The 20,545-nt window shown below is 65.1% G+C and carries 21 protein-coding genes; 14 read left to right on the top strand and 7 right to left on the bottom strand.

From position 1 onward, the window contains the following. Positions 1-79 precede the first annotated feature (79 nt). From ACQP0C_RS08100 to ACQP0C_RS08070, 7 genes are all read left to right on the top strand, one after another. Positions 80-418 carry an ESX-1 secretion-associated protein gene (locus tag ACQP0C_RS08100; RefSeq protein WP_433732073.1) on the top strand — a complete coding sequence of 113 codons (339 nt, stop codon included), beginning with the start codon at positions 80-82 and terminating at the stop codon, positions 416-418. Next, the gene (locus ACQP0C_RS08095) at positions 415-714 is read left to right on the top strand and encodes a WXG100 family type VII secretion target (RefSeq protein WP_433732071.1); all 300 of its coding nucleotides are present in this window, start codon (positions 415-417) and stop codon (positions 712-714) included. The genes ACQP0C_RS08100 and ACQP0C_RS08095 overlap by 4 nt, the downstream gene beginning before the upstream one ends. A 3-nt stretch (positions 715-717) precedes the next feature. Then, positions 718-2,145, top strand: coding sequence for a hypothetical protein (locus tag ACQP0C_RS08090; protein ID WP_433732069.1), 1,428 nt, complete (start codon positions 718-720; stop codon positions 2,143-2,145). A 10-nt stretch (positions 2,146-2,155) separates the two neighbouring features. Continuing rightward, the gene (locus tag ACQP0C_RS08085) at positions 2,156-2,512 is read left to right on the top strand and encodes a hypothetical protein (RefSeq protein WP_433732067.1); all 357 of its coding nucleotides are present in this window, start codon (positions 2,156-2,158) and stop codon (positions 2,510-2,512) included. Between the two features lie 92 nt (positions 2,513-2,604). Continuing rightward, positions 2,605-3,846 (top strand): helix-turn-helix domain-containing protein, encoded by a 1,242-nt coding sequence (locus ACQP0C_RS08080; protein WP_433732064.1) that lies wholly within the window; start codon positions 2,605-2,607, stop codon positions 3,844-3,846. Between the two features lie 112 nt (positions 3,847-3,958). Continuing rightward, entirely contained in the window at positions 3,959-4,156 is a 198-nt protein-coding gene (locus ACQP0C_RS08075) for a hypothetical protein (RefSeq protein ID WP_433732062.1), read from the top strand. Positions 4,157-4,158: 2 nt separating this feature from the next. Next, complete coding sequence (locus tag ACQP0C_RS08070; RefSeq protein WP_433732060.1) at positions 4,159-4,449, top strand: hypothetical protein; 291 nt, start codon at positions 4,159-4,161, stop codon at positions 4,447-4,449. Positions 4,450-4,692: 243 nt separating this feature from the next. Here the strand turns inward: ACQP0C_RS08070 and ACQP0C_RS08065 are convergent, their stop codons facing one another. Further along, positions 4,693-5,286 carry a TetR family transcriptional regulator gene (locus ACQP0C_RS08065; RefSeq protein WP_433732058.1) on the bottom strand — a complete coding sequence of 198 codons (594 nt, stop codon included), beginning with the start codon at positions 5,284-5,286 and terminating at the stop codon, positions 4,693-4,695. 84 nt (positions 5,287-5,370) lie between these two features. Here ACQP0C_RS08065 and ACQP0C_RS08060 point away from each other — a divergent pair, with 84 nt between their 5' ends. Further along, on the top strand, positions 5,371-5,697 hold the full coding sequence (locus ACQP0C_RS08060) for a hypothetical protein (protein WP_433732056.1): 327 nt from the start codon (positions 5,371-5,373) through the stop codon (positions 5,695-5,697). A gap of 21 nt (positions 5,698-5,718) precedes the next feature. Here ACQP0C_RS08060 and ACQP0C_RS08055 read toward each other — a convergent pair whose 3' ends face one another. Both ACQP0C_RS08055 and ACQP0C_RS08050 read right to left on the bottom strand, forming a co-directional pair. Further along, a complete protein-coding gene (locus ACQP0C_RS08055) occupies positions 5,719-7,362 on the bottom strand; it encodes an alkaline phosphatase D family protein (protein WP_433732054.1) in 1,644 nt (547 codons plus the stop codon). Between the two features lie 51 nt (positions 7,363-7,413). Then, positions 7,414-8,049 carry a TetR/AcrR family transcriptional regulator gene (locus ACQP0C_RS08050; protein ID WP_433732052.1) on the bottom strand — a complete coding sequence of 212 codons (636 nt, stop codon included), beginning with the start codon at positions 8,047-8,049 and terminating at the stop codon, positions 7,414-7,416. 68 nt (positions 8,050-8,117) lie between these two features. Here ACQP0C_RS08050 and ACQP0C_RS08045 point away from each other — a divergent pair, with 68 nt between their 5' ends. The 4 genes from ACQP0C_RS08045 to ACQP0C_RS08030 all read left to right on the top strand — a co-directional run bounded on the left by ACQP0C_RS08045 (position 8,118) and on the right by ACQP0C_RS08030 (position 13,439). Continuing rightward, positions 8,118-9,659 (top strand): flavin-containing monooxygenase, encoded by a 1,542-nt coding sequence (locus ACQP0C_RS08045; RefSeq protein ID WP_433732050.1) that lies wholly within the window; start codon positions 8,118-8,120, stop codon positions 9,657-9,659. Further along, positions 9,656-10,486, top strand: a complete 831-nt coding sequence (locus ACQP0C_RS08040) for an SDR family NAD(P)-dependent oxidoreductase (protein WP_433732048.1) — start codon at positions 9,656-9,658, stop codon at positions 10,484-10,486. The genes ACQP0C_RS08045 and ACQP0C_RS08040 overlap by 4 nt, the downstream gene beginning before the upstream one ends. A 51-nt stretch (positions 10,487-10,537) precedes the next feature. After that, complete coding sequence (locus ACQP0C_RS08035; protein WP_433732046.1) at positions 10,538-11,464, top strand: alpha/beta hydrolase; 927 nt, start codon at positions 10,538-10,540, stop codon at positions 11,462-11,464. A gap of 184 nt (positions 11,465-11,648) precedes the next feature. Further along, positions 11,649-13,439 carry an AMP-dependent synthetase/ligase gene (locus tag ACQP0C_RS08030; protein WP_433732044.1) on the top strand — a complete coding sequence of 597 codons (1,791 nt, stop codon included), beginning with the start codon at positions 11,649-11,651 and terminating at the stop codon, positions 13,437-13,439. 212 nt (positions 13,440-13,651) lie between these two features. Here ACQP0C_RS08030 and ACQP0C_RS08025 read toward each other — a convergent pair whose 3' ends face one another. Further along, positions 13,652-14,524, bottom strand: a complete 873-nt coding sequence (locus ACQP0C_RS08025) for an alpha/beta fold hydrolase (RefSeq protein ID WP_433732042.1) — start codon at positions 14,522-14,524, stop codon at positions 13,652-13,654. Between the two features lie 88 nt (positions 14,525-14,612). On the opposite strand from ACQP0C_RS08025, the gene ACQP0C_RS08020 reads away from it, so the two are divergent. Continuing rightward, positions 14,613-15,167, top strand: coding sequence for a CGNR zinc finger domain-containing protein (locus tag ACQP0C_RS08020; RefSeq protein WP_433732040.1), 555 nt, complete (start codon positions 14,613-14,615; stop codon positions 15,165-15,167). Between the two features lie 57 nt (positions 15,168-15,224). Continuing rightward, positions 15,225-16,997 (top strand): molybdopterin-dependent oxidoreductase, encoded by a 1,773-nt coding sequence (locus ACQP0C_RS08015; protein WP_433732038.1) that lies wholly within the window; start codon positions 15,225-15,227, stop codon positions 16,995-16,997. 100 nt (positions 16,998-17,097) lie between these two features. On the opposite strand, the gene ACQP0C_RS08010 is transcribed toward ACQP0C_RS08015, so the two are convergent. The 3 genes from ACQP0C_RS08010 to ACQP0C_RS08000 form a co-directional block, all read right to left on the bottom strand. Then, positions 17,098-18,579: a DHA2 family efflux MFS transporter permease subunit gene (locus tag ACQP0C_RS08010; RefSeq protein WP_433732036.1), complete on the bottom strand. Its 1,482-nt coding sequence runs from the start codon at positions 18,577-18,579 to the stop codon at positions 17,098-17,100. 86 nt (positions 18,580-18,665) lie between these two features. After that, positions 18,666-19,358 (bottom strand): PadR family transcriptional regulator, encoded by a 693-nt coding sequence (locus ACQP0C_RS08005; protein ID WP_433732034.1) that lies wholly within the window; start codon positions 19,356-19,358, stop codon positions 18,666-18,668. A 215-nt stretch (positions 19,359-19,573) separates the two neighbouring features. After that, positions 19,574-20,464 (bottom strand): glycine betaine ABC transporter substrate-binding protein, encoded by an 891-nt coding sequence (locus ACQP0C_RS08000; RefSeq protein ID WP_433732032.1) that lies wholly within the window; start codon positions 20,462-20,464, stop codon positions 19,574-19,576. Positions 20,465-20,545 lie beyond the last annotated feature (81 nt).

Raw genomic sequence — 20,545 nt, 5'->3', positions numbered from 1 at the left:
GTGATTCGGCCCGGCGTAGTCATTTCCGCCTTGGTTCGGGCTCGACAGCGTTCGCCGGCTGTCGGTACCATCCGCAACCATGAGCGAAAGTGGGGGGTCGCCGAATTCTCAAAGCGTTTCGGTAGTACCCGAGAAGGTCCGTGAGGTCGGCAAATACGTCTACGACTTGGCCGAGGCGCTGCGGTCAGCACTGGATTCCGCAGCCAAGGATGTGTCAGCGGTGGCAGGTGGGACCTGGACCGGCGACTACGCCGACGAATTCGCCAAAGGCTGGACCGAAGTCCACGACGGCGGCGTCCAGATCCTCACCGCGCTGAACGGCATGGCAGAAAAGCTCGGCGTCACCGCCGACACCTACCAATCCACCGACACGAACAACGCGTCCGCACTGAACACCTCCAGCCTGGACCTGCCATGAGTTCCGAATTCTCCGTCGACCTCGACCACCTCGACGAAATCGTGTCCCGTCTCGCCGGGCTCGCAGGCTTCCTCACCGACCACCTCGACGAAATCGATGACAAGGTCGCCACGCTCCAAGGCAGCGGCTGGGAGGGCGTCGCCGCCCAGGCCTACGTCGACGCCCACAACCAATGGGCCATCGGCGCACGCGAATTCGCCGAAGGTGTCCGCGATATGAGCGACGCTGCCAAACGCGCACACGCCGACTACACCAGCGCAATCGAGGTCAATCGCAAGATGCTGCGAGGGGGATGAGCAGTGAAGGTCGACTGGCAGGTCTACTACGACGCCGCCAAGAAATGCCATGATCTCGCAGCCGAACTGCGCCGCGCCGACAAGCCCGTGCACGATGCCGTCAAAGGTGCATGCGCGGGCATGGCAGGTGACGCACCCGGTTGTAAGCAGTGGGGCGAAAAATATGATGAGACTGCGCGTCAAACAATGCAGACGTGCACCAATCTAGCGGACGCGCTCACCAACTACGGCTACGTCCTGTATGCAAACGGCTACAACTACGGCATCCGCAACAAGAGCAATCCATCACCCCCACGTCCGGACGTGCATACGATGACGGAGTACAAAGTCACGATCCCAAAGTCGGCGGCTGACAACGGAAATGGTGTCAAACACAACGGCGACGGCGGCGTAAAGGCTTTTTTCGACGAACTCGTCAAACTGATCATCAGCGAATTCGGCAAACTCCCGAACGGCGATGTCGACAAGCTCGCCAAAGCGTCGACAACGTGGCAGACCTTCGCAGATCACGCCACCATCACCGGTGCGGCCGCCACCATCAGCGGGATCTCCGCATTGTTCGACGGCATGGATGACGAAGCTAATCGGCAACTTATCCAGGACCATTTCGGCACACTTCGCACCGGCGCCGAGAACGTTGCCACTGCCTCGCTCAACATCGCTGCACCAGTCGCCGAGTATCAAACCGGAACCATCGAGGCCAGTAATGCGATCAAATCAGCGATCACCACGGCCGAGATTACGGCCGGAGTCATCGTTGCGGGTGCCGTCGGCCTTGCCCTACTCACCTTCGGCGGCTCACTCCTCGCAGGCGCAGGAGGTGTAGGCCTTGCAGCCGAGGAGACCATCACCACCATCCGCACCCTCTACACGGCCAGCAACCTTTTCAAGGCCCTCGGTCTCGTCGCAGCCACTTCGACCGCCGTCGGAGTCATCAAATCCTTCGACCATGTCCCCAGCCTATTCGCCATCTCGACAAGCCTCGTCGAGATCATCGCATTGAAGGCGCACATCGACGACGACGGAAGTCGCCCGGACCCCGGCAAACCTCAATCAAAGGGAAAGATAGACGAGAGCGAAAAGCAATTCGACCCCAACGAAAGAAAACTTGCAGACCTGCTGGCAGACGAAGGAAAGAATGTCAGGGCAGTCAAGGAAAGCACCGTCCCAGGCGAACGGACCGCAGATTCCACGGTCGATGGAGTGCCCACTGAGTTCAAACATATGGACCCGGGAGCAACCAATGCAACCGTCAAGAACGCACTCAACAGCGCACAGGGCCAAGCTGACCACACGATCATCGACGCTCGCGGTAGCGGTTTGACACAAGAAGAGGCCCAACGTGGAGTCAGCCGATACCTCGGCGCCAGCCCAGATAAGATGAGCGAAATTCGAATAGTCGGAGACGGCTGGGAGATAAATTGGCCCTAGAGGAGAAGTCTTGAGCGCATATCACCAGATATTCATTCGAACCACAAAGGCGGAAGGCGAAATCGTCGATGATATAACGTCAGCTTCGGGCGCTCCACTGGACCGCCTAGCGGAGAAACAGAACGACATCTCTTTCGGCGGGAAGGCCGGAGGAACGATAGTCGAAGTTGAGATGTCGCATGATTTCGAAGACGAGCAGGACCTGCAGTTCGAATCTTATCCAATTCTGGTGACCATCAGAAATATCGACTCGAACAAGATATCGGAAGAGTCTGCCGCGCGGTCCATCTTCGAAGCACTACAACACATCGGGGGTTATCACATGATTCTCGTGTTCAACCTCCAGAGATTGCTTGCGCGGGTCTGACGCGCCAGGCGTCATACAGCGTCGCCTCATCGGGCGGCATATCCTGGCGTGCATCGAGAGCCAAGTAGCGGAACGGGATCCGAGGTGGGCTGATGCTCGATGATCTGGCCGGGAAGCGGACCGGGGAGCGGATTCAGGTCTTGCGGGAGCGAAAGGGGCTCAGTCGGCCGGTGCTGGCCGGGCTGGTCGGAATGTCTGCGTCGTGGTTGAAGGGGATCGAGCGGGGGACGCGGCTACCGCCGCGGCTGCCGTTGTTGGTGAAGTTGGCGGAGGCTCTTGCCGTTGGCGATGTGGCGGTGCTCGCGGGTATTGATATGGATCTCGGCGGATCGACTTCGGTGCCGGTCGGGTCATTTGCGCGGGTGCCGCATGATGCGGTGCCGGCTATTCGTGAGGCGGTTCGGGACCCATTATTGGTTGTTCCGAATGGGCCGGTAGACCTCGCCGCATTGGCGGTGCGGACTGCTGACGCATGGCGGCTCTGGCATCAGTCCAGGACGCATCGGACCGACGTCGGTCGGATATTGCCGCAGCTCGTCAGGGATGCCCGGATCGGGGCTCGGGTCGCGCAGGGCGCGGATCGGCGAACGACCTATGCGGTTTTGGCGGATGTATATGGCCTGGTGCAACACGAAATTGTTTGGGCGAGTGAGTCGGAACTGCTGTGGACGGTAGCTGACCGGGCGATGATTGCGGCGCAGGAAGCGGACGTTCCGAATGCGTTGGCAGGTGCCGCTTGGACGCTCGGCATGGTGCAGCGTTCGGTCGGGGACGCCGACGGGGCGTTGACCCTGGCACAGGATGCAGCCGGACTGCTGAAACCCGGACTCGAGAACGCGGACAACGATATTCGGGGGATGTACGGCGCGCTCCAGTTGCACGCGGCGATAACCGCCGCGCAAGCCGGTCGCGAAGGCGACGCATGGCGGTATTGGGATGAAGCCGACACAACAGCGAAACGGCTCGGCAAGGGTTATCACCATCCGTGGACGATGTTCGGTAGCGCCAACGTCGAGCTGCACGGCGTGACGATCACGGCCGATCTTGCCAAACCATCGGATGCTCGTCATCGTGCCGAGCACATCGACCCGGAACAAATCCCCAGCAGAGAGCGGCGCGGGCGACTCGGCGTCGAGATCGCACGCAGCTACCATCAGCGTCGCGACTATTCAGCCATGTTGCACTGGCTCGAGCAGGCCTATCAGACCTCTCGCGATTCGGTGCATTACTCCCCTTCAGCGAGACAGATGATCGCCGATTCGGTCGACCGCGGTGGTGCGCTCATCAGCCGTAGGGCGCGGTCGCTGGCCGGGAGTGTCGGCCTGCCCCGGTGACTCGGGGCGCACAGTGCACCCTCTCCTACCCGGCCCCGAGCCGCGGCCCCGATGACACCGGATCTACCGGATGCTGGTTCGTCCCAACGTCGTTCATACGGGAGGTCCCAGCATGATTCTCGAACCCGTTCTGCCACCGATAGACCACGATGTTCCGACCGACGGCTTGACTGTCCAAGCCGCCCACATTGTCATGCAGTCGCACATCGATTGCCCGATCACCATCTGCCGGATCAAACTGCACGCCAAAACCGTGCTCGTTCGACACGGTCACCTGAACCCCGCCGAGCAACCGAAGTTCGGATTCTGATCGTGCAGGACGAGTGGAGCCTCGAAGAAATCGAGATTCAGGTCATTCGGGATGTGATCGATGCGGTCGAAGTACATCTGCGCGGAGTTGAACGGAGGGGCGCTCACCTGCGTGCACCGCGTTCTCGGCTCTACGCCGCAGTGATCCATACGGTGATCGCCAGCGCACGCTTGCAGTCGTTTTGCGCCACGTTGGACAGTGCCGAAGTCCTCGATGCCCTGCTCGACGGACCCGAATCCGAGGATGCCCGTAGGGTTTTCGATCGCATTCTCGAGGGCGTCAACCAGGTATGAACGGCTGCACCTGCCCGACGCCGTGGAGACCTTCGCGCTGCCCAGCCATTACCGTGGGCCCGGTCGGGCCCCGGCGCTAACGAACTATCGAGATATGTTGGCGCGCTTTCCGATTGCGGCGCTCAGTCGAGTTCGGCGGGGACATCCGTCAGCGCGAACGTCGGTGTGCCACGAGAAATGATCGAGGTCGACTCGGACGTATCCGCGTTGGGAGTTGAAGAGTTGTCATGTCCGGATCGGCGGTCACGAGGTGGCGGGTTGGTCGGGGGTGGGTTCCGGGGGGTCGTGGGCGATGGCGTGGATGGCGCGGCGGAGCAGGGCGGTGATGTGGTCCGGTGGGGCGTCGTGCAGGGCGTCGAGTTGGAGGAGGTGTCGGCCGATGACGGTGCCGATGGTGAGGGCTCCGATCAGGCCGGCGCGCAGTGTCGCATCGTCGGGGGCCAGATGTTGGGCGGCCTGTTGTTGGCGGGCGATCATGGCGGATCGGACTTCGGCGGCGGCATCGGGGTGGGTGAACATGGACCGGATCGCGGTCAGTGCGTCGGTGGGCTGCTCGGCGAGTTTCTGTTCGAGTGCGGCCAGTAGCTGTTCGGCCGCCTCCGGCGGCGTCCCGGTGATCAGTTCGTCCGGTTCGAATTGGGCGACCTGGGCGAACAAATTGTCCTTGGATCCGAAGTAGCGCATCACCAGGCCCGGATCGGTGTCGGCCGCCGCCGCGATCGCGCGGATGGTGGCCCGGTCATAGCCGACCTCCGCGAACAGCTGCCGCGCCGCGTCCAAGATCCGGGCTTGGGTGCGGTCGCGTTGTTCGGCGCGGCGGGTGGGATGGGAACTCATGCTTTCAGTCTACGACCGTTGACCGAACGCGAATGAGCCGCTAGCATTCAGTCGACGGTTGTTGACTGAAAATAGGTGGTCGATATGTGGCATACAGTCCTGCTGTCCGCGCTCGCCGGTGTGCTGGGCGCCAATGCCGTCCCGCATTTCGTCAAAGGCATGGTCGGCGAACAGTTTCCGAATGTGTGGGGCAACGATTCGCTGCGCAATGCCGTGGCCGGCACCTTGGGTTTCGCCCTCGCGGTGCTGATCGGTTACTGGGCCGATCTGCCCGCCCATGCCCTTGCCGGTATCGGCGGCGCCGTCGCCGGAGCGCTGCTCATGGCGGTGTTCCATGGGCTCGGCGGCGCGTATCGCCTCAACTCCGCCCTGGGTTTGGCCAATCCGCCACGCGCCGCCGCCACGCGTTGAACCACTTCGTGGTCACAGGCCTCAGCGCGGCGGCGAGCCCGCGGTTCCGGCTCCGGGATATTGCCCGGTCCGGCTGTCGGAGCGCGACACCTCGGTGACACCGGGGACCCGGTTCTCCACGACAAAAGCGGCGCGGGTGTGAATGGGTGCGCCGGGGCGGTCGACGTACGGGACTACTCGGAAGTCATTGCGCCACAATCCGTGGTCCAGCGAGACGCGGGAGTACCCGCGTTGGGAGTTGAAGAACTTCAGGTCGGGGTTGGCGGCCAGGAGAGTGCGGCCGGTCGGCGTCATATCCCTTCCGTTGCCATTGGTGGTGATGGAGGTGCCGATGAATTCGGAGGCCGCGACCGGAGATTCGGGGTTCGAGTAGTCCGCGCGGAGGTTGGCGGCGTGGTTCTGGTGGCGGTCGCCGGTGATCACTACCAGGTTGTGGACGTCGCGGTCGGCAGCGGCGCCGAGGATGGTGTTGCGATCGCAGACGTAGCCGTCCCACGAGTCGGTGCCGGTCGCGACGCCGGGGCCGAGGTCATAGTCGGATTGCCCCATGGAGACCTGGTTGCCGAGGATCTGCCAGCGGGCGGTGGACCTGCTGAAGCCATCGATCAGCCAATCTCGTTGCGGTGCACCGAGGATCGTGCGGTCCGAGGCGAAGCGGTCGGGGCAGTCCGCGACCAGACCGCCGTCGCCACAGGCCTGCGCCGTGCGGTACTGGCGGGTGTCGAGCATGGTGATGTCGGCGAGGTCGCCGAAGCTGTATCGGCGGTGGATGTGCATGGTGGAGCCGGCGGGCAGGGCCGCGATACGCAAAGGCTGATGTTCGTACATCGCGCGGAATGCGGCAGCGCGGCGGCCGCGAAAGAGCTTGGGAATGCGGTAGATATCGAATCCGATACCTGGTGAGTCTCCCGCCCAATTGTTGTCGACCTCGTGATCGTCGAAGGTGACGAGCCAGGGAAAGGCGGCATGGGCGGCGCGCAACGGCCGCTCGGCCTTGGCCTGGGCATAGCGCAGTCGATAGCCGGGCAGATCGACCGCTTCGGCTTGGAATTGCGGCTCCACCGACATGCCGACGCGACCGCGCGTCCAGCCCCGTTCGTAGATGTAATCACCGAGATGCACAACCAGATCGAGATCTTCGGCACTCATGTGCTCATAGGCGGTGTAGTAGCCCGAACTCCACGATTGGCAGGAGGCGAAGGCGAAACGCATGCGCGCCGTGGGCTGTCCCGGTGCGGGGGCGGTGCGGGTCCGGCCGATCGGTGAGATCGCCGAGCCCGCGCGAAATCGGTAGAAGTACCAGCGATTCGGCTCCAACCCGCCTACCCCGGGATGCACGGAATGCGCGAGTTCGCGGGTCGCCAAGGCCGTCCCCCGCGCCACCACCTGCCGAAACTGTTCATCGTGCGCGACTTCGTAGTCCACGCTCACCGGATGCTGCGCCATACCCCCGAGCCCATCCGGTGCGAACGGATCCGGCGCCAGCCGCGTCCACAACACCACCCCATCCGGCAGCGGATCCCCCGACGCCACCCCCAACGTGAACGGATCCCCCAGCCACCGCGGCGCCCGAAACCGCGCACTACTCGCCGCAGACGCCCCCACCAGCACCGCAACCGACCCAGCCGTCCCCACCCTCAACAGCTGCCGACGAGACAGACCCATACGTCAGGATATCGACCACGCCCGAGACAAGCGCAGGCCACCCGCAAGCGCCTAGCCGCGGAGGGCGGCGGCGAGCGCCGGATTCAGCGAGAGGGCAATGGCCAGTAGGGATTCCACCAGCAAGTCGACCAGCTGCTCGCGGGTGATCGTGGCGATGCGGAGCCAGGTGAGGGTGGCCTCCTCCACGAAGGCGATCCAACCGCGCATGGCGAGGGTCAGGCGTGGACGGTCGGCCTCATCGATCGGCACGGGCACCTCGGTGAGAATGATGCCGATAATGGCGTCGCGGGTCTGGTCCACGAGCGGGACCAGCTCGGGGGTGACGCTGGCGGGCCCGCGCAGCAGCGATACATAGGAGTTGCGGTTCTCGCTGACATATTCGATGTACCGCTCGATCGAATCGCGCAGCATCTCGTAGACACCGAGCGAGCGGTCGGGGGCGACGTGCTCGAGTAGTTCGGCATTGGCGTGGCGGACGATCGCCAGCTGGAAGTCCTGTTTGGTCGGGAAGTAGTGGAAGAGCAGGCCGCGGGAGATTCCGGCCGCTTCGGCGATCTCGGTGATCGAGATGTCCTCGATGGCACGGTCACCGAGCATCTTGGCGCCCAAGGTGATCAGCTGCGTGCGACGTTCTTCCGGGCTGAGGCGGGTTCGCTTCACCACTTCGCCGGCACCTTTGCTACTCACACGGACATCTTACTGAACGATGGTCAATACTGTTGACTCGTGCTCAATAAGGCCGTACGCTCGCTTATATGAGTCGCAAGGTTACAGACAAAGCTGTCGGCAACCGGCCAGCCCGCCACGTCAAGACCATCATCATCGGCAGCGGTTTCGCCGGTCTGGGCCTGGCGATCCGGCTGAGCCAGCAGGGCCGCAACGACTATCTCGTGTTGGAACGCGGCAGCGATGTCGGCGGCACCTGGCGCGACAACACCTACCCGGGTGCCGCCTGCGATGTCCCATCGCACCTGTACTCGTACTCGTTCGCACTGAATCCGAACTGGTCGCGCTCGTTCTCCAAGCAGGGTGAGATCCAGCGGTACATCCAGGGCGTCGCGCGCGAGTACAACGTGCTCGACAAGCACCTGTTCAACTGCGATGTCACCGGCGCGCGCTGGAACAATGCCACCAACCTGTGGCATATCGACTCCACTCAGGGCAGCTTCACCGCGGACACCGTGGTCTCCGCGGTCGGCGCGCTCTGCGAACCGGCACTGCCGGATATCAAGGGCATCAATGGTTTCGAGGGCGAGATCTTCCACTCGGCCCGCTGGAACCACGATGCGGATCTGCAGGGCAAGCGCGTCGCCATTATCGGCACCGGCGCCTCCGCCATCCAGATCGTGCCGTCCATCGCGCCGGATGTCGCCCACCTGGACGTCTATCAGCGCACCGCCCCCTGGCTGCTCCCCCGTTTCGACCGCCCCTACACCCTGCCCGAGCGCCTCGCATTCCGGCACATTCCCGGCTTCCAGCGCCTATCCCGCGCGGCCATCTACGCCGCGCGCGAGACCCAGGTCGTCGGCCTCGCCAAGGTCCCCGCGCTGATGCAGGCCTTCGAACTGGTCGCCAAGGCCAAGCTCCAGCTGGAGATCCGCGATCCGCGGCTGCGCGAGAAGGTCACCCCGAACTTCCGCATCGGCTGCAAGCGCATGCTGATCTCCAACGACTACTACCCGGCGCTGAGCCGCCCGAATGTCGACGTCGTGACCGACGGCATCAAGGAGGTGCGCCCGAACTCCATCGTCACCAAGGACGGCACCGAGCGCGAGATCGACGCACTGATCGTGGCGACCGGCTTCCACGTCACCGATTCACCGACCTACAACACCATTTCGGGCAAGGACGGCCGCACCCTGGCCGAGGTGTTCGACGAGATCGGCCAGCAGGGCTACAAGGGCTCGACGGTCGCCAACTTCCCGAATATGTTCTTCCTGCTCGGGCCGAATGTCGGCCTGGGCCACACCTCGATGGTGTACATGATCGAATCGCAGATCAACTACATCGCCGACGCATTGTCCACCGTCGATCGCCTCGGCCTGCGTACTGTCGAGGTAAAGCGCGAGGTGCAGGACTCGTACAACAAGGATCTGCAGCGCAAACTGGTGAAGAGTGTATGGAGCACCGGCGGCTGCGCCAGCTGGTACCTGGACAAGCACGGCAACAACACCACACTGTGGCCGGACTTCACCTTCGAATTCCGTAGGCTCACCAAGAATTTCGACGTCTCCGCCTACGAGACCACAACCGTCGGAACATCCAGCAACGACCTCGAGGTGGTGGCAGCACAGTGAGCAATGACGCTTACTTCAAAGGGAAGGTCTGTGTGATCACCGGAGCGGGCTCCGGCATCGGCCGCGCGCTCGCCGAGAACCTGGCCGAGCGCGGCGCCAAACTCGCGCTCTCCGATATCGACACCGACGGCCTGGCCGAGACCGTGCGCCGCTGCGAGGTGTACGGGGCCGAGATCAAGTCCGATCGGCTGAATGTGGCCGAGCGCGAAGCGGTGCTGCTCTACGCCGACGCCGTCAAGGCGCACTTCGGCACGGTGCACCAGATCTACAACAATGCGGGCATCGCCTACCACGGTGAGGTCATCCGCTCGGAGTTCAAGGACATCGAGCGCATCATGGACGTCGACTTCTGGGGCGTCGTCAATGGCACCAAGGCGTTCCTGCCGCTGCTGATCGAATCCGGCGATGGCCACGTCGTCAATGTCTCCAGCCTGTTCGGCCTCATCGCCGTGCCCGGCCAGAGCGCGTACAACGCAGCCAAGTTCGCGGTGCGCGGCTTCACCGAATCGTTGCGCCAGGAGATGCTGGTCGGCAAGCATCCGGTCAAGGTGACCTGTGTGCATCCCGGCGGTATCAAGACCGCCGTCGCCCGCAATGCCACCTATGCCGATGGCATCGACGGCACCAGCGCGGCATCGATGTTCGACAAGACGCTGGCCATTCACACGCCGGAGATGGCCGCCAAGACCATCACCGAGGGCGTCGGCAAGGGGCACGGCCGAGTGCTGATCGGCTGGGAGGCCAAGGCGCTGGATCTGTTCGTCCGGGTCACCGCCTCCGGCTACCAGCGCATCGCCGCTGCCGTGGAACGTCGTTTCCTGCCCTGAACCCTGCTGCCCCGGCGTCCGGACGCGGACGCAGGGAATCGAGGAAAACCCATGCGTGACATGAATATTCCGCTGCCCATCGCGCGGACGCTGCTGAATCCGATCTTCCGTATCACGCTCAACGCGCGGCTGCCCTGGCAGATGCAGCGCCTGCTGCTCGATATCGGTTCGCGCGCGCAGTTCCTCCCCTCCGATACGACCGTGCTCCGGCTCCGGCTCGGCGGCCGGCCCGCGGAGCGGATCACCGCGGGTACGCAGCAGCCCGATCTCACCCGGGGTGCCGTGCTCTACCTGCACGGCGGCGGCTACGCGATCGGATCGCTCGCCACGCACCGCTCGCTTGCCGCCCGGCTGGCCCACGAAACCGGTTGCGCCGTCTATGTTCTCGACTACCGGCTGGCACCGGAGCACCCGTTCCCGGCCGGCCTCGACGACGCCGAAGCGGCCTTCCTGGAATTGGTCGGCAATATCGGCTACCGACCCGAACAGATCGCGCTATCGGGTGATTCGGCGGGCGGTGGACTATCGCTGGCCACCGCACAGCGGCTGATCGCCGGGCACGGGTACACCCCGGCCGCGCTCGGCCTGATCGCGCCGTGGGTCGACCCGAATCAGGTCCCCGAGAAGTCGCGCGATCTGGTCATCAACCGGCCGTGGTCGCGCGCCTGTGCCGCCGCCTATCTCGGCGACGGCGATGGCAAGGACACCGGCTACGCGCCGCGGCACGGCGTGCTGGCCGGATTGCCGCCGACCTACGTGCAGGTCGATATCAGCGAACTGCTGTATGGCCAATGCGTCGAATTCGTTGCGGCACTGCGGGCGGCGGGCGTGCATACCCGGTTCACCGAGAGCAAGGGGCTATGGCACGTCGCGCAACTGCAGGCCGCGCTCGTGGGACCGGCCGCGGCGGCGCTGACCGAACTGGCCGATTTCCTGCGGGAAGCCATCCAGCCGGTCGCCATGCGCGACCTAGGATAGACAGTGGCTCACCTGCGCTCGTTCAAGCGCACGAAACGCAAGACCGACTCCGTCCCACCGGGTCCGACCGGACCTCGACCGGCCCGTCGATGCCGAACCGGACCGGAGTTTCGGTGGCCGGAGTGACGTCCCGGTCACAGGTGTCGTAAATTACTGACGAGTAAACCCACGTGGAAGGGCACTGATGCGAGAGTTCGAAGTCCCGGCTTCCTACACCATCCCGGAAGACGCGAATAATTCCGATAACGTCTTCCGGCACGCCGAGCAATCGCCCGGCGCGGTGCTGTTCAACGTCACCAGCGGTGGCGGCTGGCGGGAAATCAAGGCGGCGGAATTCGCGAAGGCGGTCACCGGGGTGGCCAAGGGCCTCATCGCCTCGGGTGTCGAACTCGGCGACCGCGTCGCCATCATGGCCCCGACCCGCTACGAGTGGGTGTTGCTCGACTTCGCCGTCTGGGCCGCCGGTGGCTGCACCGTCGCGATCTACGACAGCTCGGCCGCCGAACAGGCCAAGTGGATCCTGCAGGACTCCGCCACCAAACTGCTGGTGGTCGACAGCGATAAGCACCGCAGGGTCATCGATGAGATCGAGGCGGGCGCGCTGCCGGATCTGAAGGAGACCCTGCAGATCGATAAGGGCGCCGTCGACGAGCTGATCGCGCGCGGCGCCGACCTCGACGACGCGGTCGTGCACGCGCGCCGGGCCGAGGTCAATGCCAAGTCCCCGGCCACCCTGATCTACACCTCGGGCACCACCGGCCGCCCCAAGGGCGTCATGCTCTCGCACTCGAACCTCTACGCGGAGTCCAAGTCCGACCGGCTCGCCCTGAACAAGTACGTCGCCGAGGGCAAGAAGACGCTGATGTTCCTGCCGCTGGCGCACGTCTTCGCGCGAGCGGTCACGCTGGCCGCGTTCGACGCCAAGGTGATCGTCGCGTTCAGCTCCGACTGGTCCACCCTGGTCGAACAGTTCGGCAGCTACCGCCCGCACTTCATCCTCGCGGTGCCGCGCGTATTCGAGAAGGTCTTCAACAGCGCCAAGCAGAAGGCGCACGACGGCGGCAAGGGCAAGATCTTCGACGCGGCCGCCGAAACCGCCATCGCCTACAGCGAGGCACTCGACAACGGCGGGCCGGGCCTGGTCCTCAAGCTCAAGCACACCCTGTTCGACAGGCTCGTCTACGGCAAGCTGCGTGTCGCGCTGGGCGGCCAGTGCGAGGCCGCGGTCTCCGGCGGCGGACCGCTCGGCGCGCGCCTCGGCCACTTCTTCCGCGGCGTCGGCGTCACCATCTACGAGGGCTACGGCCTCACCGAGACCACCGCGGCCATCACCGTGAACACCCCGGACAATATTCGCGTCGGCTCCGTCGGCAAGCCCACCGAGGGCCACGCGGTCAAGATCGCCGAGGACGGCGAACTGCTGCTGCGCGGATCGGTCGTCTTCAACGGCTACTGGGGCAATGCCGAGGCCACCGAGGAGGCCTTCGCCGACGGCTGGTTCAAGACCGGCGACCTGGGCGCCATCGATGGCGACGGATACGTCACCATCACCGGCCGCAAGAAGGAAATCATCGTCACCGCGGGCGGCAAGAACGTCTCCCCCGGTCTGATGGAGGATTCGCTGCGCGCGCACCCGCTGATCAGTCAGGTCATGGTGGTCGGTGACGGACAGCCCTTCGTCGGCGCGCTGATCACCCTCGACCCGGAGGCGCTGCCCGGCTGGAAGGAACGCAACAGCCTGCCCGCCGACACCCCGATCGAGCAGCTGATCGAGAACCCGGCGCTGGTCGCGGAGATCAATGCCGCGGTCGCCGAGACCAATAAGAAGGTCTCGCATGCCGAGGCGATCAAGAAGATCCGCATCCTGTCCGTCGACTGGACGCAGGAGACCGGCGAGCTGACGCCGAAGATGTCGCTGAAGCGGGCCGTGGTGATGAAGCAGTACGCGTCCGAAGTGGAGAAGATCTACGGCTGACGCCGAGTAGTTCGAAGGCGCCGTCCGCGAATTGCGGACGGCGCCTTCGTTTTTGGCCGCTGCACACCGACCTGTCGGCCAGAGTGGGGGCCCTGCGGCCTCGGCGACGCCACGCACAGCGGCCATCCCGCGGCCGATCACGCGAGATCCCGCGAATCCGGAGCCCGAGTCGTCGCGGCCCGCGCGACAACGATGGGTCGGTGGATACGCGGTCAGCGCGTCGGGAGCCGGTCCAGGAAATCGGCGATCAGCGATGCGATTTCGGGTAGGTGCGTCTCCAGAGCGAAGTGGCCGGTATCGAAGACGTGCAGTTCGGCGTCGGGGAGATCCGCGCGGTACGCGTGGGCGCCGGGCTCAGGGAAGAAGAGGTCGTTCGAGCCCCAGACGATGAGGGTGGACGGGGTGTACTTGCGCAGCCACTGCTGCCATTGCGGGTAGGCGGCGACATTCGACTTGTAATCGAAGGCCAGGGCTACCTGGGCCGCCTTGCGGCCGGGGAGGTCGAGGAAGTACTGGTCGAGGATCCATGATTCGGGGGTGAGCACGGTCGGGTCGGGGACGCCCTGCTCGTACTGACCGCGGGTGCCTTCCAGCGTGAGCAGGCCGCGGATGGTGTCCTCGGCCCCTTCCTGTTCGGGCCGCAGTGCGGTGAAGTCGCGGGCGAGATCCGAGAGTCCCGCTTCGTAGGCGTTGCCGTTCTGGACGATGAGACCGTTGATCCATTCAGGGTGGCGCAGCGCGATGCGCAAGCCGATCGGAGCACCGAAGTCGAAGATGTACATCGCGAACTCGCGCAGTTCGAGCCGCTGCACGAAACCCTCGACCACATCGGCCAATCGGTCGAAGGAGTACTCGAAATCGGCCGGTGCGGTGGTATTTCCGAAGCCCGGGTAGTCCGGGGCGATCAGCCGGTACTGCGCGCCGAGCACATCGAACAGCCTGCGGAACTGGTGCGAGGCCGACGGGAAACCGTGCAGCAGCAACAGCACCGGAGCGTCGGCGCGATGCGGGACCGATTCGCGGTAGAAGACCTCGACACCGTCGACATCGATGCGGCGGTGCTGGACGACTGGCAGCTCGATCATGGCTTCACATGCTTTCTCTTCGAGATGATGCATTAGTTCTAGCCGATCTTCACCTAATGTGTCAATCCGCAGATGTACCATTAGTCATATGAACGAAGTCCCGCTGATCGGCGAGCCGCTGGCACTCGACCTGGTCAACACCCGGCCGACCGGCACCGATCTGCTGGACACCCCGGAGCACCTCGCGAATTGGCTTGCGCTGCAAGCCGCACGGCTTCCGGAGCTGGCCGTGGCGCATCCCACCGCCGCCGACCTCGCCGCGGTCCACGCGGTCCGCGACCGTATCGGTTCCACACTCGACGCACTGCTGCACAATCGCCGCCCGCCCGCCGACGCACTGCGCGGTCTCAACGCCGCGCAGGCCGGTGCACCCGCCATCCGGCAGCTCGCGTGGGACGGCAGTGCGGTCACCGCAACCGTGCGCCGTAACGGCACCTCGGCCGACAAGCTGGCCGCCGTGCTGGCCGAGGCCGCCATCGACCTGTTCACCGACCCAGCGATCGGCAAGCTCAGGCGCTGCGAGGCCGAGGACTGCGTGCTGCTGTTCCTGCCCGCCCACCCGCGGCGACGCTGGTGCTCACCCGAGCGCTGCGGCAACCGGGTCCGCGTCGCCCGCTACTACCAGCGGCACAAGGCCGATTGATATTCACGTCACCGAATGGTCATACTCCCCGACCACACCCGGCAGTACGCTCGGACCATGGCTGAACTGCGCTTACGGGTGACGGCAGGCATCGTCGCCGCCGGTCTGGCACTCGGCGTCGCCGAACTCGTCGCCGCCTTCACCGGACCCGACAGCGCCCCCGCCAACGCTCTCGGCTCGACTGTTATCGACCACACCCCCGACGGGCTGCGCGAATGGGTCATCCAGACCTTCGGCACCAACGATAAGACCCTGCTCTTCGCCTGTATGGCACTCGTGGCCGTACTCGTCGCCGGATTCATCGGCGCCATCGAGCGGACAGCGCACGCCCGAGGATCCTGGCTGCTGACCGCCCTCGGCCTGCTCACCGCCGCCATCGCCATCGGCCGCAACGGTTTCTCCGCCGCTTGGCCCACCGTAATCGGCGTGGCCGCAGGCATTTACGCCCTCCGCGTCCTGACCGCCTACATCGACGACGCGAGGGAGGCCGGACGACCCGCCGCGTCCCGCGCGGCCGAGCCGCGGGCCTCCGGTGCCGACGATCAGGCAGCCGATGGCGCCTCGGCCCCCCACGCGGCAAGCGGCATTGCCGCGTCCGACAACGCGGCACCAGCTGGCGAGGTGGAACCGAGAATCGGTGCGGATCAAGATGTTTCCGCCGATGCGCGTGCGCCACAAGCCGCTGCGGCCCGTGCTGGCGCCGCGGCGACCGAGCCGGAATCCGCCGGGGCGGCGAGTTCGACGGCCGGGACCGCGGCAAAGCCGCAGCGGCGACAGGTGTTGCAGGGCATTGCCATTGCGGGTGGTTTGGCGTTGCTCAGTGGGGTGGGTGGACGGCTGATCGGAGTGCGGCGCCGGGATGTGTCCGGTGAGCGGGCGGCTGTTCAGCTGCCGGAGCCGAGTGGACCCACGGTTTCGCTCGCACCCGACGCGGATCTGAAGCTGCCGGGACTGACGCCGTATCTGACGTCCAATAGCGACTTCTATCGCATCGATACCGCACTCATCGTGCCGCAGGTCTCCATCGACGATTGGTCATTGCGAATTCACGGGATGGTGGATCACGAAATCCAGATCAGCTGGGCCGATCTCGCCAAGCGCACACCGGTCGAGACCTTGGTGACGCTGGCGTGTGTATCGAATCCGGTCGGCGGCGATCTGATCGGCAACGCGCGCTGGCGCGGCTATCGCCTGGACGAACTGCTCGCCGAGGCGGGACCGCACCCGGATGCCGATATGGTCCTGTCACACAGCATCGACGGCTTCACCGCGGGCAGCCCACTGGCGGTACTCACCGACGGCCGCGACGCACTGCTGGCCGTCGGCATGAACGGCGAACCCCTCCCGGTCGCGCACGGGTACCCGGCCCGCCTGGTCGTGCCCGGCCTCTACGGATATGTCTCCGCTACCAAATGGGTCACCGAACTGGAGATCACCCGCTTCGACCGCGCGACCGCCTACTGGACCCGCCGCGGCTGGTCCGCCTTCGGCCCCATCAAAACCGGCACCCGCATAGATACCCCCCGCGCCCGCGCCAAGGTGCAGCCGGGCAGCACCGCCATCGCCGGCGTCGCCTGGGCCCAGCACCGCGGCATCCGAGCCGTCGAAGTCCAAATCGATAACGGCCCATGGCAACCCGCCCGGCTGTCCACCGAAGAATCCATCGACACCTGGCGCCAATGGGTCTACGACTGGAACGCCACTACCGGCACCCACACCATCCGCGCTCGCGCCACCGACGGCACCGGCGAAACCCAAACCGAAGAACGCCGCCCCGTAGTCCCCGACGGCGCCACCGGATATCCGACCACCACGGTCACCGTCGGCTGATCCGAAATCGGCCACCCGCCAACGGGACTCGCGTCGATTCCGCTCGACAATCGCCTGCGCCCCGCGGACCGATCGGCCAGCGGGGCGCAGCACCGCCAACTCAGGCGGCGACGGAGTCGGCCTTGGCCAGATCGGCCTTCGGGCCGGGCGCGGCGGACTGACCGTGCCGGACGAACAGCGCCGAGGCGATGACGCCGATCACGAGGATGCCCGCGGGGAGCAGGATGGATTGGCTGAGCGCGGTGCTGAAGGCGTCCTTGACGAACTCCGGGATCGGGCCCTGTCCCGCACCGCCTTCGGAGATCTTTCCACCGCCGAGGCCATTGGCGGTCATCCGGGCCGCGACCAGGGCACTGATCGCGGCACTGCCGAGTACCGAACCCACCTGGCGGGTGGTGTTGTAGATACCCGCACCCGCACCGGCTTGCTGGATCGGCAGGTTGTGGGTGGCAGTGGAGGCCAGCGGCGCCCAGATGCAGCCGTTGGCGATACCGGCCAGCGCGGCCGAGAGCAGGAACCACACGATCGAGGAATGCGGAGTCATCGCGGCCGCGAACCAGAAGATCGAGGCCGAGAATCCGATGAACCCGATGGTCGGCACGATGCGCGGGTGCAACTTATCGGAGAACTTGCCGATGACCGGCGCGAAGATACCGGTCACGATCGCCATCGGCGCGAATACCAACGCCGACCGCGTCGGCGACATCTCCCGCACGGCCTGCAGGTAGAAGTACGCCGGCACCATCATCGAGGTGACGGCCGCACCCATTGCCGCGATGCCCACATTCGACAGCGCGAAGTTGCGGTCACGGAACAGTCCCAGTGGCAGCAGCGGCTCGCCGGTGTTGCGCGACTGGTTCACCAGGAATACCGCGAGCACAACCAGGCCGGCGCCGATCATCAACCAGATGCGCAGCGACCAGTCGTAGGTATCGCCCTCCTGGATGCCGAATACCAGCAGGAACAGACCGACACCGCTGAGCACCACACCCGGGATGTCGAACTTGTGCTCATTGGTGGGCAGCGACGGCACCAGCCATACCGCCAGCGCGAAGGCGACGATGCCGACCGGAACATTGACGATGAAGATCCACTCCCAGCCGAGCCCGTCGACCAGCACACCGCCGAGGATCGGACCGACCAGCGTGGCGAGACCGGCGACGCCGCCCCACAGACCCATGGCCGCACCGCGCTTATCCGGCGGGAAGGTCCTGGTGATGACCGCCATGGTCTGCGGCGTCATCATCGCGGCGCCGAGTCCCTGCACGGCCCGCGCGGCGATCAGCATGCTGATCGATCCGGACAGACCACACCACAGCGAGGCCGCGGTGAATACGGCCAGGCCGGTCAGATACAGGTTCTTGGGCCCGTAACGGTCGCCGAGCCGGCCGGTCACCAGCAGCGGTACCGCGTAGGTCAGCAGGTAGGCACTGGTCACCCAGATCACCTGGGAGATGTCGGCCTGCAGATCCTTCATGATCGCCGGATTGGCGACCGCGACAATGGTCATATCCAGCAGGATCATGAAGAAGCCGACGACCAGCGCGAACAGCGCTAGCCACGGATTGCGTTGGGTGGTCATGGATTTGGTTCCTATCTCGGATGTCTGTTCCCGATGACGCGGGACAGGTCGAATCGACTACGTGTGCGGGCCGTTGGCCTCACGCATCAGGGCGGTGACGCGCTGGTCTCGGACCAGCCGCGCGGCGCCGGGGGTGGTTCGGGATGTTCGGCAGCGGACCAGGCGTGCTCATGCCCGGGAATCCGAATGCCGGTGGCGGGATCGAATTCGTCCCACTCCATCTCGCCGCTGTCCAGTTCGGAGATCAGATTGTTGACCCAGGCGATCTCGGCGGCGATGGTGGCGTGCAGATACGGGAGCACGATCCAGAAGCGACGCGGCACCGCGTGCCCACCCGCCCACTGACTCATCGTCTCCACATCCGCGAGGTCACCCGCCAACCGCTCCACCCGCTCCCGCAATAGCGCGAGCACTTCCCGCGCGGGCAGGTTGTGCGCCTCCGCGAGCGCGACCGGGAACACCGGATACTCCCGTGCGGGATTGCGCAGGATCTCGGCAACCGTGGCACGCAATGTCTCCCGGCCACTTTCGGTGATCCGGTAGGTGGTGCGCTCCGGCCGGTTCCCGTCCCGGTCGACGCCCTCGGCTTGTACCAGTCCTTGGTCAGCCAACCGCGCCACCGTGTGATACAGCGAACCCGGCCGCACCTTCACCAATATGTCCTCACGACGGGCGATCAATAGCTGAAACGCCTCGTAGGGGTGCATGGGCCGCTCGTCGAGCAGCGCGAGCACGGCGATCGCCAATGGCGTCACCGTCGGGCGCGCGTGCTGCCCCATTTCGGTCACCTCCCACATATCAGTTCCGGAGAGCATGCAGGCTAGCCGCAGCCACCGACATACTCCGCATCAAATACTCCACATGGAATATACGGCGCGGATCAGCCGGATCACAAGACCGCGGTCTCGAACGGAAATGTGATGGGCGACATAGCAAAACGACCCGAGCGCGAACAGTCGAGTCGTCGTGACCAGGGATTTCGGATAGAAGGCGGCTAGAGCGCGTGGGTATCCAACCAGGCGCGGGCCACCTCCGCGGCCTTCGCGCCATCGCGCACCTTGCGGATCATCTGCGCCAACTCATCGGTGGTGAGCTCACCCGCGACGTAGTTCAGCTTCCGGATCTGCCGATCGTCGAGCAAACCCTTGCGGTAGACCGCCAGCACATTCTCGGCACGCACGGCGTAGTCGGCATCGGCGAGGATCGTCAGCCCATCGGTCGCGCCGGGGACCAGTTCGGTTGGCCCGGTCAGGATTCCGGCCTGGATCTCGCCGTCCAACAACGCTTTTCGCAGCGCAGCCGCATCCGGATAGGGCCTGAACCCGGCGAAATCACAACCGGCGATCCGCACGTGCCCGACCGCTGACAGCACATCCGGTACCGGTGCCACCCCCGCTTCGATCGCACCGCACCGCGGCGCCAGCGCGCCGATCGATCGCACGTTATCGCGGATCGCCACGGCTTCGGTCAGCAGCACCCGGGATCGCATATCGGTACCGTCGGCCGGATCGGACACCGCGAGCCCCTCCGGCAGCGACCGGTTCAACTCCTCGGTCACCGACAGCCGTGCCGGCGCCGACTTGTCCGCAACATCGGTGGTCACCTCCGGCTTGCGGGCCTGTGCGCCCGGGTTGAGAAAGGCGAGCAGTTCGCCACTGTGTTCACCGACCACCGTCACGGTGCCCGCGTCCAATGCGGCCAGATAGTCCGAGCGGCGACCGAGATCGGCGGCCACCGAGGTGCGCGCACCGGTCCGCGCGAGCGCCCCCGCATAAATTTGCGCAAGCAGATTTGATTCCATCGAATCGCCCGCGCCGACCGCTATCGTCGGTCCCGGATCGTCGTTTCCACAGGAAACGGCCAGCGCGACGGCCGTCACGACCATCAGTCGTGCCAGCATCCGCCTCGACGCGGCCAATACCATCCGGCGACACCAACTCTCCGTAGCGAACAGGAACACCATGCA

This window comes from Nocardia sp. CA-129566 (assembly GCF_050956075.1).
Lineage (GTDB): Bacteria > Actinomycetota > Actinomycetes > Mycobacteriales > Mycobacteriaceae > Nocardia.
The sequence above is the reverse complement of the archived record's forward strand: the minus strand, read 5'-3'. Positions and strand labels throughout refer to the sequence as shown.

Excerpts from the sequence above, each read along its gene's own strand:
- ACQP0C_RS08075 (WP_433732062.1), top strand. The coding sequence starts at position 3,959 with ATGATTCTCGAACCCGTTCTGCCACCGATAGACCACGATGTTCCGACC.
- ACQP0C_RS08030 (WP_433732044.1), top strand. The coding sequence starts at position 11,649 with ATGCGAGAGTTCGAAGTCCCGGCTTCCTACACCATCCCGGAAGACGCG.
- ACQP0C_RS08060 (WP_433732056.1), top strand. The coding sequence starts at position 5,371 with ATGTGGCATACAGTCCTGCTGTCCGCGCTCGCCGGTGTGCTGGGCGCC.
- ACQP0C_RS08035 (WP_433732046.1), top strand. The coding sequence starts at position 10,538 with ATGCGTGACATGAATATTCCGCTGCCCATCGCGCGGACGCTGCTGAAT.
- ACQP0C_RS08005 (WP_433732034.1), bottom strand. The coding sequence starts at position 19,358 with ATGGGGCAGCACGCGCGCCCGACGGTGACGCCATTGGCGATCGCCGTG.
- ACQP0C_RS08055 (WP_433732054.1), bottom strand. The coding sequence starts at position 7,362 with ATGGGTCTGTCTCGTCGGCAGCTGTTGAGGGTGGGGACGGCTGGGTCG.
- ACQP0C_RS08025 (WP_433732042.1), bottom strand. The coding sequence starts at position 14,524 with ATGATCGAGCTGCCAGTCGTCCAGCACCGCCGCATCGATGTCGACGGT.
- ACQP0C_RS08080 (WP_433732064.1), top strand. The coding sequence starts at position 2,605 with ATGCTCGATGATCTGGCCGGGAAGCGGACCGGGGAGCGGATTCAGGTC.
- ACQP0C_RS08095 (WP_433732071.1), top strand. The coding sequence starts at position 415 with ATGAGTTCCGAATTCTCCGTCGACCTCGACCACCTCGACGAAATCGTG.
- ACQP0C_RS08100 (WP_433732073.1), top strand. The coding sequence starts at position 80 with ATGAGCGAAAGTGGGGGGTCGCCGAATTCTCAAAGCGTTTCGGTAGTA.
- ACQP0C_RS08045 (WP_433732050.1), top strand. The coding sequence starts at position 8,118 with ATGAGTCGCAAGGTTACAGACAAAGCTGTCGGCAACCGGCCAGCCCGC.
- ACQP0C_RS08000 (WP_433732032.1), bottom strand. The coding sequence starts at position 20,464 with ATGGTCGTGACGGCCGTCGCGCTGGCCGTTTCCTGTGGAAACGACGAT.
- ACQP0C_RS08010 (WP_433732036.1), bottom strand. The coding sequence starts at position 18,579 with ATGACCACCCAACGCAATCCGTGGCTAGCGCTGTTCGCGCTGGTCGTC.
- ACQP0C_RS08020 (WP_433732040.1), top strand. The coding sequence starts at position 14,613 with ATGAACGAAGTCCCGCTGATCGGCGAGCCGCTGGCACTCGACCTGGTC.
- ACQP0C_RS08015 (WP_433732038.1), top strand. The coding sequence starts at position 15,225 with ATGGCTGAACTGCGCTTACGGGTGACGGCAGGCATCGTCGCCGCCGGT.
- ACQP0C_RS08065 (WP_433732058.1), bottom strand. The coding sequence starts at position 5,286 with ATGAGTTCCCATCCCACCCGCCGCGCCGAACAACGCGACCGCACCCAA.